This window comes from Microcystis aeruginosa NIES-843 (genome assembly GCF_000010625.1).
GTDB lineage: Bacteria > Cyanobacteriota > Cyanobacteriia > Cyanobacteriales > Microcystaceae > Microcystis > Microcystis aeruginosa.
On sequence record NC_010296.1, the window covers coordinates 5,129,815 to 5,144,909 of the forward strand.

At 41.9% G+C, this 15,095-nt stretch carries 20 protein-coding genes, 1 tRNA gene and 1 pseudogene; 6 read left to right on the plus strand and 16 right to left on the minus strand.

Annotated elements, in window-relative coordinates:
- Positions 1–37 precede the first annotated feature (37 nt).
- Positions 38–673, minus strand: a complete 636-nt coding sequence (locus MAE_RS24200; RefSeq protein WP_002796293.1) for a D-sedoheptulose-7-phosphate isomerase — start codon at positions 671–673, stop codon at positions 38–40.
- Positions 674–1,276: 603 nt separating this feature from the next.
- On the opposite strand from MAE_RS24200, the gene MAE_RS24205 reads away from it, so the two are divergent.
- From MAE_RS24205 to MAE_RS24215, 3 genes are all read left to right on the plus strand, one after another.
- Positions 1,277–1,936: a D-glycero-alpha-D-manno-heptose-1,7-bisphosphate 7-phosphatase gene (locus tag MAE_RS24205; RefSeq protein ID WP_012267858.1), complete on the plus strand. Its 660-nt coding sequence runs from the start codon at positions 1,277–1,279 to the stop codon at positions 1,934–1,936.
- Entirely contained in the window at positions 1,933–3,159 is a 1,227-nt protein-coding gene (locus MAE_RS24210) for a glycosyltransferase family 4 protein (protein WP_012267859.1), read from the plus strand. Before MAE_RS24205 ends, MAE_RS24210 begins: the two co-directional genes overlap by 4 nt.
- A gap of 81 nt (positions 3,160–3,240) precedes the next feature.
- Complete coding sequence (locus MAE_RS24215; RefSeq protein WP_012267860.1) at positions 3,241–4,359, plus strand: glycosyltransferase family 4 protein; 1,119 nt, start codon at positions 3,241–3,243, stop codon at positions 4,357–4,359.
- Between the two features lie 398 nt (positions 4,360–4,757).
- Here MAE_RS24215 and MAE_RS24220 read toward each other — a convergent pair whose 3' ends face one another.
- From MAE_RS24220 to MAE_RS34240, 12 genes and pseudogenes are all read right to left on the minus strand, one after another.
- Positions 4,758–4,940 carry a type II toxin-antitoxin system HicA family toxin gene (locus MAE_RS24220; RefSeq protein ID WP_012267861.1) on the minus strand — a complete coding sequence of 61 codons (183 nt, stop codon included), beginning with the start codon at positions 4,938–4,940 and terminating at the stop codon, positions 4,758–4,760.
- Positions 4,937–5,128, minus strand: coding sequence for a hypothetical protein (locus MAE_RS24225; protein ID WP_002796297.1), 192 nt, complete (start codon positions 5,126–5,128; stop codon positions 4,937–4,939). The genes MAE_RS24220 and MAE_RS24225 overlap by 4 nt, the downstream gene beginning before the upstream one ends.
- A gap of 504 nt (positions 5,129–5,632) precedes the next feature.
- A pseudogene (locus MAE_RS34235) lies at positions 5,633–5,815 on the minus strand (hypothetical protein); the annotation flags it as partial.
- Positions 5,816–5,852: 37 nt separating this feature from the next.
- On the minus strand, positions 5,853–6,119 hold the full coding sequence (locus MAE_RS24230) for a type II toxin-antitoxin system RelE family toxin (RefSeq protein ID WP_012267863.1): 267 nt from the start codon (positions 6,117–6,119) through the stop codon (positions 5,853–5,855).
- Positions 6,116–6,325, minus strand: coding sequence for a hypothetical protein (locus tag MAE_RS24235; RefSeq protein ID WP_002771197.1), 210 nt, complete (start codon positions 6,323–6,325; stop codon positions 6,116–6,118). Before MAE_RS24235 ends, MAE_RS24230 begins: the two co-directional genes overlap by 4 nt.
- 83 nt (positions 6,326–6,408) lie before the next feature.
- A complete protein-coding gene (locus MAE_RS24240) occupies positions 6,409–6,738 on the minus strand; it encodes a helix-turn-helix domain-containing protein (protein ID WP_002763909.1) in 330 nt (109 codons plus the stop codon).
- 66 nt (positions 6,739–6,804) lie between these two features.
- Complete coding sequence (locus tag MAE_RS24245; RefSeq protein WP_002796301.1) at positions 6,805–7,119, minus strand: type II toxin-antitoxin system RelE/ParE family toxin; 315 nt, start codon at positions 7,117–7,119, stop codon at positions 6,805–6,807.
- Positions 7,120–7,530: 411 nt separating this feature from the next.
- Complete coding sequence (locus tag MAE_RS24250; protein WP_002731911.1) at positions 7,531–7,827, minus strand: helix-turn-helix domain-containing protein; 297 nt, start codon at positions 7,825–7,827, stop codon at positions 7,531–7,533.
- The gene (locus MAE_RS24255; protein WP_002775262.1) at positions 7,820–8,212 is read right to left on the minus strand and encodes a type II toxin-antitoxin system RelE/ParE family toxin; all 393 of its coding nucleotides are present in this window, start codon (positions 8,210–8,212) and stop codon (positions 7,820–7,822) included. Before MAE_RS24255 ends, MAE_RS24250 begins: the two co-directional genes overlap by 8 nt.
- A 690-nt stretch (positions 8,213–8,902) precedes the next feature.
- Positions 8,903–10,726 (minus strand): bifunctional serine/threonine-protein kinase/formylglycine-generating enzyme family protein, encoded by a 1,824-nt coding sequence (locus MAE_RS28030; protein ID WP_012267865.1) that lies wholly within the window; start codon positions 10,724–10,726, stop codon positions 8,903–8,905.
- Between the two features lie 198 nt (positions 10,727–10,924).
- Positions 10,925–11,245, minus strand: coding sequence for a hemolysin XhlA family protein (locus tag MAE_RS24265; RefSeq protein WP_002734355.1), 321 nt, complete (start codon positions 11,243–11,245; stop codon positions 10,925–10,927).
- 11 nt (positions 11,246–11,256) lie between these two features.
- The gene (locus MAE_RS34240) at positions 11,257–11,430 is read right to left on the minus strand and encodes a hypothetical protein (protein WP_012267866.1); all 174 of its coding nucleotides are present in this window, start codon (positions 11,428–11,430) and stop codon (positions 11,257–11,259) included.
- Between the two features lie 250 nt (positions 11,431–11,680).
- Here MAE_RS34240 and MAE_RS24275 point away from each other — a divergent pair, with 250 nt between their 5' ends.
- Both MAE_RS24275 and MAE_RS35455 read left to right on the plus strand, forming a co-directional pair.
- The gene (locus tag MAE_RS24275) at positions 11,681–11,911 is read left to right on the plus strand and encodes a hypothetical protein (protein ID WP_008198130.1); all 231 of its coding nucleotides are present in this window, start codon (positions 11,681–11,683) and stop codon (positions 11,909–11,911) included.
- Positions 11,908–12,171: a hypothetical protein gene (locus MAE_RS35455; RefSeq protein WP_012267867.1), complete on the plus strand. Its 264-nt coding sequence runs from the start codon at positions 11,908–11,910 to the stop codon at positions 12,169–12,171. Before MAE_RS24275 ends, MAE_RS35455 begins: the two co-directional genes overlap by 4 nt.
- A 111-nt stretch (positions 12,172–12,282) precedes the next feature.
- Here the strand turns inward: MAE_RS35455 and MAE_RS24285 are convergent, their stop codons facing one another.
- The 3 genes from MAE_RS24285 to MAE_RS24295 all read right to left on the minus strand — a co-directional run bounded on the left by MAE_RS24285 (position 12,283) and on the right by MAE_RS24295 (position 14,476).
- Positions 12,283–13,707 (minus strand): AAA-like domain-containing protein, encoded by a 1,425-nt coding sequence (locus tag MAE_RS24285; protein WP_012267868.1) that lies wholly within the window; start codon positions 13,705–13,707, stop codon positions 12,283–12,285.
- Between the two features lie 192 nt (positions 13,708–13,899).
- Positions 13,900–14,247 carry a YkgJ family cysteine cluster protein gene (locus tag MAE_RS24290; protein ID WP_012267869.1) on the minus strand — a complete coding sequence of 116 codons (348 nt, stop codon included), beginning with the start codon at positions 14,245–14,247 and terminating at the stop codon, positions 13,900–13,902.
- Positions 14,248–14,404: 157 nt separating this feature from the next.
- Positions 14,405–14,476, minus strand: a tRNA-Val gene (locus tag MAE_RS24295).
- A gap of 81 nt (positions 14,477–14,557) precedes the next feature.
- Here MAE_RS24295 and MAE_RS24300 point away from each other — a divergent pair.
- Positions 14,558–15,094, plus strand: coding sequence for a metal-binding protein (locus MAE_RS24300; protein ID WP_002762946.1), 537 nt, complete (start codon positions 14,558–14,560; stop codon positions 15,092–15,094).
- Position 15,095 lies beyond the last annotated feature (1 nt).

Below are 15,095 nucleotides of genomic sequence, written 5' to 3' on the forward strand. Positions count from 1 at the left end.
GGTTATGCTGTTTAGGTTGATTTTTTGCTAGGAGATTTTAGTTGGGAAAGAGCGCTTCTTCGATCGCTAAACAAATAGTATGAAGAACAAAACCATGACCTTCTTGAATGCGCGGGGTACTGGTGCTAGGAATCATCAAACAATAATCGGTTTTTTCCTCTAGAGCTAATCCCTTCGCCCCAGTTAAACCGATGCTAGTGAGACCTTTTACTTGACAAACTTTGAGAGCTTGATGGATATTGGCGGAATTTCCCGAAGTGGAAATACCGATAAACACATCACCAGGGTTTCCTTCCGCTTCTATCTGGCGGCTAAAAATATATTCGTAACCATAATCGTTAGCGATCGCTGTTAAACTGGCGATATCGCTATTGAGGACGCGAACTGGCAAAGACTGTCTTTCTTTCAGAAATCGGCCGTGCAGCTCACCGCCAAAATGGATAGCATCGGCGGCACTGCCCCCATTACCGGCGACTAATACTTTGTGGTTGTTGCGATAAGCATGGATGCATACTTGGCAAATCTCTTGGATTTTCTCTAGATATTTTGTCTCGGTTAGTAGTTTTTTCTTCAGGTTATAAGCTTCTTCCAATTCAGTCTTGATTAAAATTGACAGAGAGGGATCGCTCTGGAAACTATCCAATTTTTTGTTTGATTTTTCCACCATTCGCATAGGTTTGATTTTCCAATTTTTATTAGTTGAATAAATTTAACTCTCAATCATCCTGTCATTACATTGAATAGTATCAAAAGACCAGAATCGCTGTCCATTAATTGGGTACAAAACCCCTAGCATGGTAGAATTGATCACGGGACAAGAAAAACAGGCCGATGATAGTTCTAGAGAAACCTAGAGCGATCGAGTCAAAAGAGTGATCTTTTGCCGGTTATTCTCGGAATATACGACAAACGCAGCCAACTCTAGCACAATTTGTTTTGTTTGTAAATAAATTTTTGATGTATTCTGGCCGAGACGGGGGATTTCTGAGCGGGGGATTCAACCCTTGCGAGTCTTGGCCTTTTGTTTGGCTGGACAAAAATGTTAACAATTCATGACAATATTGCTGATATAATCAAAAGCCGAAAGGCTTGAAGGCGTATAATATGCCGTGATTGCTATACTCTGACACCTAGATAGTAAAGAGAAGCAATTTAGCCGAGAAAACTAGCACAAATCGCTACAATCCCTCGAATTTTGTCTGTGCATCAGTTCAAGCTCTCGTCTCTGACAGAAGAACTGAGAATTCTAGTCCCCGACTCGAAAAAGTCCAACATAATGAATCCTTTCCCCGCAATTTCTGTCAATGACGGCCACCAAAAATACCCGTATCCGCCACCTCCTGGCAATTCTGACCGCAAAAGCGAAGATAGAGCAAAAAAGAACAAAGCCTTATTTCTCGATCGAGATGGGGTAGTTATCGACTATATCCCCTACCTGAGTAAACCAGAACAGGTGAGCATTCCCGCCGGGGCAGCGGCTGCCTTAAAACAGTGGCAGGATGCCGGCTATCTGCTGATCATTATTACCAATCAATCGGGACTTGCTAGGGGCTATTTCACTTGGGACGATCTGGCGGCGATTCACGGGCGCATGATTGAGGAATACCGACAATTGGGGGTGCATTTTCACGATCTTGCCATCTGCCCGCACCATCCCGACGAAGGTTGTCTGTGCCGCAAACCCTCCCCCTATCTGCTGCTGGCCGCCGCCCACCAATACGGAATCGATTTAGCCCGCTCGTTGTTTATCGGCGATGCGCCCAGTGATCTAGAATGCGCCCTAGAAGCTGGTTGTCAGCCCGTATTGCTCTTAACAGGGCGAGGAAAAGTCACCCTTGGGGAGATCGAGAAATACCCAGTTCAGATTCCCGTGTATGGCCAACTAAAGGAAACGGTAGAATTATTGTCAAAAACCGCTGCCGAGATAGAATTATGAGAATATTAGTCCTTTCTTGCAATAACTTTCCCTATCCACCTAGTCGCGGGGGAACCGAGGTTAGAACTTTTAACCTGATCAAATATCTTCATCAAAACCACGATGTCACCCTGTTCGCTCGTCGGGGGGAGAATGTCACCGAAACTCAGATCGAAGAATTAAAAACCTTTACCGATGATCTTGTCTTATTTCCGCTCCGGCAAATTCCCGCTCAAGGCAAGGGACTGACAAAACTAATCGGTCAAACAGGGCGCTTTCTGGGGGCAATAGGACAGATGACCCCTGCTAGTGTTCTTAGTTATCGTTCGCCGCTCATTCAAGAGCGAGTAGATGAATACGTCGAGCAGCAAAAATGTGATGTAATTATCTGCGCTCACAGTATCAGCGAGATTTTTGTCCGGCCAGAATACCGTCAGCGAGTCAAAACAGTAGTGGATATTCACAGTTCCGTGTACGGTTGGACACGCAATCATCTAGATAGAGGAGCCTCCGCCTATCCACTGCGGGATTTTCTCTATCTGCCCTTACTCTATCAGTACGAAAAACGTTACTGTGCCAAGTTTTCGCCCTTGGTGGCCACTACCGATTACGATCGCGAACAATTGTTAAAGATCCTCCCGGATGCACGGGTGGAGATCGTGCCTAATGGCGTGGATTTAGACCTTTTTCCCTATCGTCCTCAGGATCCCGGCGGTCATAATTTGGTCTTTGTCGGGGCCATGAGTTCTACCCATAATATCGATGCCGCCCGTTTTTTTGTTCTAGAAGTCCTGCCAGTCATTCAACAGCGATATCCCGACACCACTTTAACCCTAGTGGGGGCAAACCCAGCGCCAGAAGTTCTCGAACTTGCCAAGTATCCCGGTGTGAGCGTGACGGGAACCGTTCCCTCGACAGTGGAATATTTACACCGAGGAACCGTTGGTGTGGTTCCCCTGCGGGTGGGATTGGGAATCAAGTGCAAAACCCTAGAATCCATGGCCGCTGGGATTCCGATTGTCGCCAGCGATCGCGGTTTAGAGGGTTTAACGGTGGCAGCAGCGGGAATTCCCCCTAGGGCGTTGCGCGCCAATAGCGTTGCTGAGTACGTTACAGCGATCGCTAGGTTGTTCGATGATCCTTCTGTGCGAGAACAACTGTCCCATAATGCCCGGGCGATGGTGGAATCGGAGTACACCTGGGAGCGAGCGGGACAAAGGTACGAGGAAATTTTGCGGGACTAATATTGTTCTTAACCCCGAAATTTCCCTCGAGACTGTTTGAGAGTTTTACCGCCATAAAAATTGATTTTTTGGAGCCTAATCATGAAAGTTTTAATAGTAGGAAATTACGTCAATGATCGGCAGATCAGTATCAATCGTTTTGTCGGTTTAGTGGAGAAAGGACTCAGACAAAAAGGACACGAAATTCGGCGAGTGCAAGCACCGCCTATTTTCGGTCAACTGAAGCCTTCTCCCCAGGGAATCGGCAAGTGGTTAGGGTACATCGATAAGTTAATTATTTTCCCAGTGCAGTTACGTCAGCAGCTTGATTGGGCTGATATCGTCTGCATTTGTGATCAAGCTTTATCCTATTTAACTCCCTATCTAAAAGATCGCAAATATTTTGTCATCTGTCACGATATGCTGGCCATTCGTTCCGCCCTAGGAGAAATTCCTGAAAATCCCACCAGTTGGACGGGAAAACAGTATCAGGCTATGATTTTGCGAGGACTAAAACAGGCTAAATATGTTGTCTGTTCTTCCGAAGCTACTCGTGCCGATGTTCTCCGTTTAACTAAAATTGCTCCCGAACAAACGGAAGTAATTGAGGATTGCTTGAATCAGGGATACGGTCCGATGACAAAAGAAGCAGCAGTAGCTCTGGTGGGCAAATTTAATATCAACCGTGATTATCCCTGGTTAATTCATGTCGGAGGCGGCCAATGGTATAAAAATCGATTGGGATTGCTGAAAATATTCAAGAGGTTAATCACTTTCCCCGGTCTGGAAAATTGCCGATTGATCCTGATGGGAAAACCTTTGCTGCCGGATATGCGAGAATTTGTTAATCAGAATAACTTGTCCGCACAAGTAATCGAATTAGGAACCGTCTCTGATGATGACTTACGCGCCTTTTATTGCCTAGCAACTGCTTTAATTTTTCCCTCCTTTCAGGAAGGATTCGGTGTTCCCGTTATTGAAGCTCAATCCTGTGGTTGTCCCGTCTTTACCTCCAATCGTCTCCCCATGACTGTTATCGCTGATGATGCAGCCGTTTACTTCGATCCCACCGAACACGAGGCCGCCGCTACTATTATTGCAGAAAATCTTCTCGCTCCCGATCGCCTGGAAGATTTGAGGCAAAAAGGTTTTATCAATGCCACTCGCTTTACTTACGAAAGAATGATCCAATCCTACGACCGATTATTGCCAAAATTGTAGTCTAGCGCTTTTTGGCGAATCATTATCCTGCCAATGCGATTTTAAGCGGGGAGGATATGGTTCTGGGGTTCACTTTGGCCCTAGAAATCTTGCTGTAAGAGTGATCGTCCTTTTTTAAATCCTACAGTAATCATTTTTCCATAGCTCCTTTGCTTCCTTGTAGTGTTGTTTAATTGGGGTTTACTGAATAAATCTAAAAACCTTGTTGGATAATATCTTTAGGCTTTTTTGAAATCAAAAAGTGCCAGCCATTGGAGGAATCGGGGGGAAAATTAAGGCACTTTTTCCCTGAAAATTAGGTAATTGACCCCCTGAAAATGGGTAAAACCCTACACCCCACACCCCACACCCTGCCCCACGAAAAACTTTTTCAGCAGACCCTAATTGGCACTGTGAATTTATCTGTCGCCTGTAAGACTTTTGATAATCTTTTTAGCCAATCGCTCATTAATTTCTCGATGTCTGGGAATTGGTTCTGTTTTTCCAGTATCTGGATTATGGTAAATATCGTGTTTCCCTCCACGTCTAATCAAATAGCAGCCCGCTTGCTCTAATTGTGCAATTAAATCATGTCTTTTCATGCGAGTTCAAACTCTGCAACTCTCTTGATTCCGGGGATTTCTTCAGTAGTAAATGTTTTGTAGAGATCGACCAAGTTTCCGATTAATTCTTCTAAGTCAACACCTTGGGTCCAATGATCTGGAAATTCATTCAAATAGCCCAAGAACATCCCATCTGATTCTTTCCAATATGTATATGGAATCTTCATGGTGAAATCCTCATTCTGCGTTGCTAAAGATATTAAGTTGACCCCTATTATAACTGAATTGCTCCCAAGCCACGATCAGCTTTATTATCAGGGTTGGCAACGAGATTGCCGCCTTACACTTCGTTAATGCAGCCTACCAAAGCGGCGATCGCCCATTCAGACAGATTTAGGTGTTGGGTGTTGGGTTTCGTTCCGAGGGTTCAATCTACGGACTACGGACTGTTAAATTAGAATATCAAATGTTTGATTATTTAGCCAACGATAAACACTAAAATCTCGCCTATCTGTGGTTAATATTCTGTTCTCCTTAATTGTTTCAGCTAACACTACTAACGAAGCATCGGGTTTTATTTTTTTATTGGGAGCATCTCACTTACGCGATAAGTAATTATACTTAGCCTAAAAGCCACTCTTAATCGTGTCTTGGAACGAAATAGAGGCTTTTAAAGACTGCGTACATGGAGAATTAAAACAAGAATTACCCTCGAAAAGCCTATTTTTCCACTAAGTATTTATGCTCATTGCAAAGGTGAGATGCTCCCGTTTTATTTGAAATGGCTCCGTATTTTTCCAACGATAGGTATTAAAATCTCGATAATCAACGGAAAGAATTTGACCTGAACCTAATTCTTCTGCTAAAATAACCAAAGATGCGTCGGCTAAATCCATTGGCAAATCTCTATATTTTTAGATCAGTTCTTCAGTGTGTTGGCACTGCTTAGTTTTACGGAAAAAATCTATAAATTTCTCTTCTGTGTAAGAATCGACTAAAGATCAGTTCATCGTTAATAATTGCAACACCAATGCGATAATCTCCTATTTTGATACGATAAAAACCCTGATAACCTTTAATCTTTTTGAGGTTTTTTACATCATCCAGTGTTTGAGCTAATTTGCATTCATTGACAACAGTTTTGATCTCAGATAATAGTTTTTGATCTTTAATTTTTCTTAAGTCTTTGGAGAATTTGGCTACAAATTGAATTTTCATTCAGCTTCTCCATTGAGAATAGCAAAAACTTCTTCTTCTGGAACAAATTCACCATTTAATCCTTCCGTAATAGCATTAGCTAAACCAATATCTTCTAGGGCTTCGATAACAATTTCATAAAATAGTTCCCGTTTGTTTTGCATCATTTCAATGAGGATTTCGGTTAGGATTTCTTTGGTTTTTTCTTCGGTAATGATCGATGACATTGCGCTTAGTCCTTTATTTAAAGTTGGCTGGTGCGTTACATTAATATTAACACACCTTAACGAGATCGGCGATCGCACTTAGATTAGGATTTATTTCGATACATGACCTGGATACTTACACTAGAGTTTGCTACGGCTTGGGGAGTGACTAAGATTTCTATATTCTGACCTAATGCTACTAGAAAGCTAAACATCTGCTCAAGAGAAAATTTTTGCAATCTGCCATTTTTTAAGTTAGAAATTTTAGCCTCGTCAATTCCCAAAATTTGACTGACCTCCTGCTGGCTTAATCCTTTTTCAGTAATCAGATCATAAATCACTGAAGCCAGCTTGACTTTAGCGAGTTTTTCTTCAGCATTAGCAAAGCCTAAGTCTTCAAAAATGTTTCCTGAACTAATAGTATATTCTGTCATAATCATTTATCCCCTTTTTGGTATTTATTGTTGCTCTTTGGCAATCTCCTGTGCTTTTTTCAGGCGTTATTTGATTAGATCAATATTTTGTTTTGGTGTTTTAATCCCTGATTTTGATTTTTTCTTAAAGGCATGGAGAATAAAAATAGCATTGCTTAGTTTAAGAGCATAAACTGTTCTATAGGTATCGGTTTGATAATCGCTGACTATTTCAAAAACACCATTAAACCCCTTTAAGCTTTTGACATTAGGATGATTTTGATTATTCTGAACACGATAAAGAATGTAGCCAACTTCATCAACAACCTCTTCAGGAAATTCTAATAGCTCCTTTTTTGATGCTCCAATCCAGATAACAGTTTTCAGTTGTTTATCTACCATTTTTTTGAAAAAATGTGACAAATACAAATAAAAAGCTCATAAATTTGTTATAAAAATCCTCAAGACTAAGTTTGACAAAAAACCTGAGATTGTTATATTCTACAGGTTACAGGCTTTGAGAGAAGGATAACCAACCCCCACGCCCCACGCACCAATTATATCATTCATTCTGCCTGAATATCAAACAGGAACTAGAAACCTGTTACTAGGGAGAGATTACTGCGGGGGGATATTCGGTAGCAGTTAAATAATCATAATAAAAACCACTCCAGACACAGAGGACACAGTGGCGGCTCTTGTCGGGTGCGTTAGTAATAGAGTAACACACCAATTTTCTTAAGATGGTGCGTTACGGCGCGGTAATAGTTTAATTATTAACAAATCTCCTTTAAATACGCGCAAACACGCACCCTACAAGCTACTAACAAGGCTCATTTTGACTCGTTGATTAAGGGCAGTGGCAATTTTTTGTAGCATTATTAGGGGATTGTCTTGATAGTCAGCGTCTTCTAGATCTTCAATAACGGATTGCTCAACATGGATTAGGTCGGCTAGTTGTTGTTGAGTTAATCCAGCATTCATACGAGCGTCATAAATCAATTGTGCGATTTCTGAGTTGAGGGATTCTAGGGCAATTTGTTCTTTGATTGTGGGATCGTCTGCAATCATTTGGTGAATGATTTTTACGGCATCTGTGGTTTTAGGCATTGTTTATTTCTCCTTGATAAGTATGAAGTTCTGGATTTTGTTTAAATTGTGCTTTTCTTTGGATAATTCTCTCGATGTCTTGTGAGGGAACGGCGGAAGTTTTTTTGATAAGAGCATGACCAATAATTGCTATATTTTGACCATGATAAAAATAGAGGATTCGATATTGTATGGTTCCCTGTTTGGCTCTAAGCTCCCAGATATCATTTCTGAGATAATCGGCAGCAGGGCGGCGCAGTTCATGACCTTGTGCGGCAAGTTGTTCGATTTTGGTTATACATTTGGCAAATCCTTTTTTATCAGTTTTGAGTAATTTCTGAAGCCACTCAACAACGGGTGAGATGCCTTCTGCTTCTTGATAAAAGATGATTTTTGTCTTTGGCACGTTTCTTTTGAAATAGTATGCGATGAAAAATCAATAAATGTAATCAGGTGATGGTGATGGGTATCGAATTGCTGGATAGCTCATAACCTCGTTGAAAAGAATTATGCGATCGCCCCTTGTTTATCCCCTAAATTAAACTTAGAAATTCCGCGATAATAGACATCAACATCGTTAAGTATCGAGTTCCCCAAAAGCTGATGTTTCCGTGAGCAAAACCCCTAAAATTAGACTTGACAAAAAACCTGAGATCGTTATATTCTACAGGTTACAGGCTTTGAGAGAAGGATAACCAACCCCCACGCCCCACGCACCAATTATATCATTCATTCTGCCTGAATATCAAACAGGAACTAGAAACCTGTTACTAGGGAGAGATTGCTACGGGGGGATATTCGGCAGCAGTTAAATAATCATAATAAAAACCACTCCAGACACAGTAGCGGCTCTTGTCGGGTGCGTTAGTAATAGCATAACGCACCAATTTTCTTAAGATGGTGCGTTACGGCGCGATCATAGTTTAATTATTAACAAATTTCCTTTAAGTACGCGCCTAACGCACCCTACAAGCTACTACAAACCACAGATTACTACCTCAATTTTTTCAAAAAAATCGACCCGCCTAGCGGCGGGAAAAAGAGAAAAATTGAAAAAAGTAAAAAAGGGTAAAAAAGGGTAAAAAGAGAATAAGGGTTACAGAGTCCTCCCAGCACCGCACACCACCCGAAAACCGAAGTAGTAGTCGTTGACGCGGCGGTAGAGGAAGTCGCGGTAAGCGGAACGGCAGAAATAGGGATCGTCGTACCAAGAACCGCCCCGCAGTATTTGATAATCATTATCATTTGTCAGCCAAGCACTGCCATCCTTTGGCGCTCCGATATAGTTATCGTGCCAATTGTCCTCGCACCACTCCCAAACATTGCCACTCATGTCATACAGTCCCCAAGCATTAGGCCTTTTCTGGCCCACAGGATGAGTTTTATCCTGAGAATTTCCGTTATGCCAAGCGTAATCTCCTAACTGATTGGCATCATCACCGAAATAATAGCGAGTGGTTGTCCCCGCACGACAGGCATATTCCCATTCCGCTTCCGTCGGTAGGCGATAGGTTTTTCCTGTTATTTGACTCAATTTTTGGCAAAAGGCTTGAGCATCATTCCAACTAACCTTTTCTACCGGATTTTGGGGATTGTTTTGAAACAGAGAGGGATTGTTTCCCATTACCGCTTCATATTGTGCCTGAGTCACTGGATATTTCCCAATAGCAAAACTGTTGACTTGAACTTGGTGTTGAGGCTTTTCATTATCGCGAGCATCGGGATCACTGTCAGGAGATCCCATCATAAATTTTCCTCCAGGCAGTTCCACCATTGCTAACTGTAACCCGCCAGGGAGTTTTTCAGTAAAATCTGATGGTGATGTTGCTGGTAATAATTTTAGCCAGGCATTTCTCTTGTCAATTACTAATGCGATCACCGCTCCAAATACAATCATCCCGATGCTATTATATAGCCATTTACGCCTAGTTATCCCTGATGTAGTGCTAATTTTTCTCTGAGGAGGAGGTGAAACGGTAGTAGGTTGTACTACAGTTCTACTCGAGGGAAGATTATTCAACGCTGTCAGAACTTCCGAAGCTGATTGATAGCGCTGGCTAGACTTATCTTCTAACATTTTGTTCAAGATATTCGCCCAAAAATCACTAATTGATCTTTTTTGAGATTTTAATACCGATTGCCATAACCATCGCCGCTGATCCACATCATAGACCGAATCAGGCAAATTACTGTTACTTTGGGGGAAACATCCTGTTAATAAACGGACACAGGTAGCGGCTAAACTATATAAATCACTAGCGGCGACTGCACTGCCCATGATATGTTCATAAGGAGCATAACCGGGAGTGTATAAACCTGTCCCCATTTGGGAAGTTTGTTCTTTAATTCCCCCAAAATCAATTAACATCAATTTACCATCACTCCGACGACGCATCAGGTTATCCGGTTTGATGTCACGATGAATCAATCCTTTAGAATGGAGATAAGCAAGGACTGGTAATAAATCCCGTAATATTTCTTGGATTTTCTGCTCACTAAATTTTCCTTCTCTTTGATATTCTTGAAAGAGGGTTTCTCCTTCAATAAATCCTTCTACTAAATAGAGAGAGTTTCCTTCCGAGAAGTAGTCATAAACGCTCGGAATTTGTTCGTGTCTTAATTCGTCTAATTTTTCCGCTTCTCTTTGAAATAACTCCTTAGACTTCTCAAGAGCCGCTCCCTGCATTTGAGCGATAAACTTTTTAATAACGCGGGGTTTGCGATTAAAATTCAAGTCCTCGGCTTTATAAGTTCTACCGAATGCGCCCTCTCCTAAAACCCCGACAATGAGATAACGGCTATGAAAAGAATATGATTGGCTAGTTTGGCTTAAATTTCCGCCACATCCTTGACAATAGCTATAATGAGTCGGATTTTGAGGATGGGAACATTCGGGATTGAGACAGTAGAGGATACTCATAAATCATCTGGAGGAATTTGATTAAGTACCTAAAAAAAATTGATGATCTCATTGAGAGAAGATGTGTAGGCTCCCTTAGGCGGTTACAAATCCCGTCAAAAAACCCAAATTAATAATCCGCCGTAACGCACCGATTATATGATTAATTGTACCTGAATATCAAACAGGAAACAGAAGCCTGTTCCGCGGCAGTGGGAGTTAGGGGTTGCTAACAGGGGGAACAGTGATGACAAAGCGGATAACAGTTCCGATAACTGCTGTTGCCAAGATGGTGATTAATGCCCAAATTTGGGCTTTCTGGGAGCCTTTAATCTCTTTTAAATCACCTTGTAAGGTGTTGAATTCTCCCTGTAATGCCTTGAGATCTCCCTTTACTTCGGCCTCGAATCTGACTTGAACAATCCTGATCTCTGTGACATCTTTCTGGAGCGCGTCTAGCTTCTGATTGGTCTCTTTAAGATTCTGATTAATCTGGTCTAGGATTTTTCCTAAATCGGTTTCGATGGTGGGGCCGCTCATGGGTTAGACTCCTAATTAATTGGTGCTGTTGTTTCTGACTTAGATTTCAGGGTTTGAACAAATTGTAAAACTTTTTGTTGCTTTTCCAGTGTCAGTTCTCGCCATTGTTCAAGTATTTCTTCATTCTTTACCCATAAATACCTCGCTCTTGAATTATGAATTGTTTGGTTTTGAGCAAGGCTCATCAAGTAGCTGGTTATAATTAAATTAAAAATGGATTTTAGGTTCGATCCCCCCTGCCCCCCTTGATAAGGGGGGTGCCGATAGGCGGGGGGATCCCCCCTGCCCCCCTTGATAAGGGGGGTGTCTGACAACTTTTAACGCCTACCTACTTAATAAAAACCACTCCAGACACAGAGGAAACAAAGATCATATCATTTTTGGTTTGCGGTGGACGTTGTAGAATAGAGAAAACCTACTGCGCTGATAGATACCATGCCCTCTCCTGCTATTACCACGATCATCAAGATGGTTGAGTCTCTGCCTGATGAGCTTCAAGAGCAGTTAGTAGATTATGTTCGAGCTTATATTGCAGAAATTGAAGAAGAAAAACGATGGGATCAGTCGTTTAAACAGACGAAGAATAATCTAGTCGCAGCAGCACGGAAAGCCAAAGAAGAGATTGCAGCAGGCTTGTCCACGCCGATGGATTATGAGCAGCTATGAATTCCGCGACATTGCCCTCATTTTGGCAGAAGTATCGCGACTTGAAACCAGCAGTCAAAGCCGGAGCCAGGAAAGCATATCGGTTATGGGTAGAGAATCCGTTTCATCCATCGTTACATTTTAAGTGTATTGACAGCGACGAAGATATTTGGTCAGTGCGTGTAACGAAGAGTCATCGAGCTTTGGGGGTGCTGTCAGGGGATACAGTGACCTGGTTTTGGATTGGCGATCATGATGAGTACGAAAAGTTTTATTCGTAAAACAGAGGAACTACAAGCCTATTCCACTCGAACTTTAAAAACCCCCTTGCCACTCTCCTATACTTTTTAAACAGGATTTAGTATCACTCCCTCATAATGACATTCGATAAACTAGATAGCATAGAGACTTTTTTCGGAAGTATCAAAGTGAGCAAGCGTAATTTTTTTGGCGAGGATAGAAGTTTTTCCAGGCAAAAAAACAGAACGTTGCTGGAAATATTCGCCAAAATATTGACGATAGAGAGGACAACTGACTCGGCAAAACTTACCTTGTCGGTGAATCAGTCCGAGACTTTCTAGGTGAAAAGCCGCCATTAAATCAATTTCTATGTCTTTTTCCGCCATCACCACCTTAGCAAAGATAGCCGCCAAATTGCCCTTTAAGTATTGCAGATGCCAAAGTAAACGTTTAAGATGGTCTGCAAAAATATTACTTTCCTCCCCGATAGAAGTAGCTAAAATGGTTTCTAGGGTACAATTACTCCGAGCAATATGATAGCAAGCAAGACGAATTAAATAGGGATTCCCCCCTAGAAATATCCGTAATTTTTCGCAGTCAAAATTCTGCTCTAATCCCTGTCTTTGACTTAATTCTCGTACTTGTGCGCTGGTAAAATTAGGCAATTCGATCGGTAAACCAAGACTGAAAGGAGATTGATAGGTATCTGAGGTTTTATCAAGCTCCTGTGCAGGGGAATAGGCAACAATTAAACGTAATTTTTGCCAGAGGGGTTTGTTTTTGCCTTCCTCGTGCCAGAGGTGGAGAATACTAAAAAATTCTTCCCTTAGCTGTGGATAGGGGAAAAGATATTCAAGATCATCAAAGGCAAGCACTAAAGGGCGATCGAGATGGGAGAGAATATGCTTTTCTAGATAGATTTTACAGTTAATTTTACCACCTAAGAATTCATCCCAATCCTCTGGGAGATGATTGTCTAAATCTAACTGGCGACTAATACTAACACAAAGCCAACGCAGCCAGTGATTTAAATCTTGAAAAATTGATCTTTCTGCTAACCGAAAACTGAAATAAAGGGTATGGTATTGCTGTTGTTGTGCATAATTAATAATTCTAGTCATCAGGGAAGTTTTTCCCATTTTTCTGGCCGCGTTAATCCGGATAAGACTACCGCGGCGTAATATCTCTTGATAACAAGTCTGTTCTAGATTATTTCTGTTGATATAAAAGGGGGAATTGAGGGGGACTTGTCCCTCTGGTAACTCAGGCAATAGTTGAGGATTAATAGTGTTAGTTTCTGGTAGGTTAGGACGATAATAATCGCTATTTTCTAAAGTTAAATTAAAAGCTTGAAAACAATGTTTCAGGGTTTGTTTATCCACTCCCGATTCACAAGCAAATACCTTCATCAGAGTATCTACCCCTAAAAGAGTTTTCTCGCTGAGGACTTCTAGGGTGAAACGATGACCGCGATTATCCCGATACTCCGCTTCTTGTTTGGCAGTAAGTAATTTTTCTAGTCCCGTGGGGGTAAGGACAACCCCGCGTCTGCGGCGCTGTTTTTCTGGTTTTTCCATGATAGTTTTTCCCTGTCCTGAACTCAAACTCTGCACCTCTACTAGAGGTTTTGAGTTTCCTATAGACTTCTCCTCAACAGGAAAACAATCAATTCCGTAATTTTACTGGTTTAGCCATCGAGAACCTAGGAAAAATAACCAGACCACTTATTTTCTTCCCCGTCTGAGTTATTTCTGGGATAGGGGTAAATCTTAGCCTACTTGCTGACGATAGCTATTCATTTCTAGGCTATCTTCCCCATAAAGATCCTCAATGTGTTCATGACAACAATCGATCGCAAATTGATCGAATTCTCCCGGTGCAATTTGATACATTTTGGCAAAAATATCGGGTTGAACACGACAAAATTCTGGTCTCTGGTCATAAATGGTACAGAGACGGGTTTGGCGATCGAAGTTTATACACCAACCTTCTTCCCCCACCATGCTGAGATATTGACTTAATTGTGCGGGAGTCAGATATTCTTCTAAGTCAGGACGCTCATCGGGATTTAGTTGACAACAAGCTCCACAATTTTTAATACATTTCCAATTGGCCATATAACCGGTGTGCCGCGACGAATTAATCCTAGTACCTACTGACTAGCTTACTAGCAAATAGTCGCAATTTTGCCTTCCAGTAGCAATTACCCTCAATAGTTTTAATCTAACCCAGCGATCGGGAGTGAGAGCTTGACTAGGCAAGGATCTAATAAAATGGGCGTTGTAAGGGTCGAACTTACGGCATCCTGCTTGTAAGGCAGGCGCTCTACCACTGAGCTAAACGCCCGAATTAATTTTGTACTTTCTCAGCATAACATATATTTTTAAAAAAGTATATTATTTTTTTGAGCAAGTTAATTTTTTTCCGATGCCCTCTGGTCGAACTCACGATCGCATTACCCTAATTCTGTTGCCACCGATTGCGGGGGCGAGTTTTTTGGTCAGTGGCAGTGGTAAATTAACCCTGTTACTCTTGGCCAGTTATTTGTTTAGCGGATTCCTGTTTGGGCCGGATCTTGACATCCACTCGGTTCAGTACAAACGTTGGGGTTATCTGCGCTGGTTGTGGCTACCCTACCGTTCCATGATCCGTCATCGCGGTTGGTTATCCCACGGTTTATTGATCGGCACAATTTTTCGGTTATTTTACTTCGGTAGTTTTCTTTTACTAGCGGCGATCATCATCATTCCCATCCTGCAAAGTTTCTGGGGTATAGACTGGGATTGGCGACTGTGGCCGCAGCAAGCGATCGCATTATGGCAACAGTATCCCCGGGTAGCGATCGCTATTTTCCTGGGTTTAGAATTAGGGGCGATGAGTCATAGTTGTAGTGATTGGATCGGATCGGCCTATAAACGTTCTCGAAAAGTGGCTCAAAAACCGGTAAAAAAGAAAAAACGTTAAT

Coding starts and splice junctions, on each gene's coding strand:
- MAE_RS24235 (WP_002771197.1), bottom strand. CDS start 6,325: ATGTCATCGATCATTACCGAAGAAAAAACCAAAGAAATCCTAACCGAA.
- MAE_RS24230 (WP_012267863.1), bottom strand. CDS start 6,119: ATGAAAATTCAATTTGTAGCCAAATTCTCCAAAGACTTAAGAAAAATT.
- MAE_RS34240 (WP_012267866.1), bottom strand. CDS start 11,430: ATGAGCCTTGCTCAAAACCAAACAATTCATAATTCAAGAGCGAGGTAT.
- MAE_RS28030 (WP_012267865.1), bottom strand. CDS start 10,726: ATGAGTATCCTCTACTGTCTCAATCCCGAATGTTCCCATCCTCAAAAT.
- MAE_RS24290 (WP_012267869.1), bottom strand. CDS start 14,247: ATGGCCAATTGGAAATGTATTAAAAATTGTGGAGCTTGTTGTCAACTA.
- MAE_RS24285 (WP_012267868.1), bottom strand. CDS start 13,707: ATGGAAAAACCAGAAAAACAGCGCCGCAGACGCGGGGTTGTCCTTACC.
- MAE_RS24205 (WP_012267858.1), top strand. CDS start 1,277: ATGAATCCTTTCCCCGCAATTTCTGTCAATGACGGCCACCAAAAATAC.
- MAE_RS24200 (WP_002796293.1), bottom strand. CDS start 673: ATGCGAATGGTGGAAAAATCAAACAAAAAATTGGATAGTTTCCAGAGC.
- MAE_RS24210 (WP_012267859.1), top strand. CDS start 1,933: ATGAGAATATTAGTCCTTTCTTGCAATAACTTTCCCTATCCACCTAGT.
- MAE_RS24265 (WP_002734355.1), bottom strand. CDS start 11,245: ATGAGCGGCCCCACCATCGAAACCGATTTAGGAAAAATCCTAGACCAG.
- MAE_RS24300 (WP_002762946.1), top strand. CDS start 14,558: ATGCCCTCTGGTCGAACTCACGATCGCATTACCCTAATTCTGTTGCCA.
- MAE_RS24220 (WP_012267861.1), bottom strand. CDS start 4,940: ATGAAAAGACATGATTTAATTGCACAATTAGAGCAAGCGGGCTGCTAT.
- MAE_RS24275 (WP_008198130.1), top strand. CDS start 11,681: ATGCCCTCTCCTGCTATTACCACGATCATCAAGATGGTTGAGTCTCTG.
- MAE_RS24215 (WP_012267860.1), top strand. CDS start 3,241: ATGAAAGTTTTAATAGTAGGAAATTACGTCAATGATCGGCAGATCAGT.
- MAE_RS24245 (WP_002796301.1), bottom strand. CDS start 7,119: ATGGTAGATAAACAACTGAAAACTGTTATCTGGATTGGAGCATCAAAA.
- MAE_RS24225 (WP_002796297.1), bottom strand. CDS start 5,128: ATGAAGATTCCATATACATATTGGAAAGAATCAGATGGGATGTTCTTG.
- MAE_RS24250 (WP_002731911.1), bottom strand. CDS start 7,827: ATGCCTAAAACCACAGATGCCGTAAAAATCATTCACCAAATGATTGCA.
- MAE_RS24240 (WP_002763909.1), bottom strand. CDS start 6,738: ATGACAGAATATACTATTAGTTCAGGAAACATTTTTGAAGACTTAGGC.
- MAE_RS35455 (WP_012267867.1), top strand. CDS start 11,908: ATGAATTCCGCGACATTGCCCTCATTTTGGCAGAAGTATCGCGACTTG.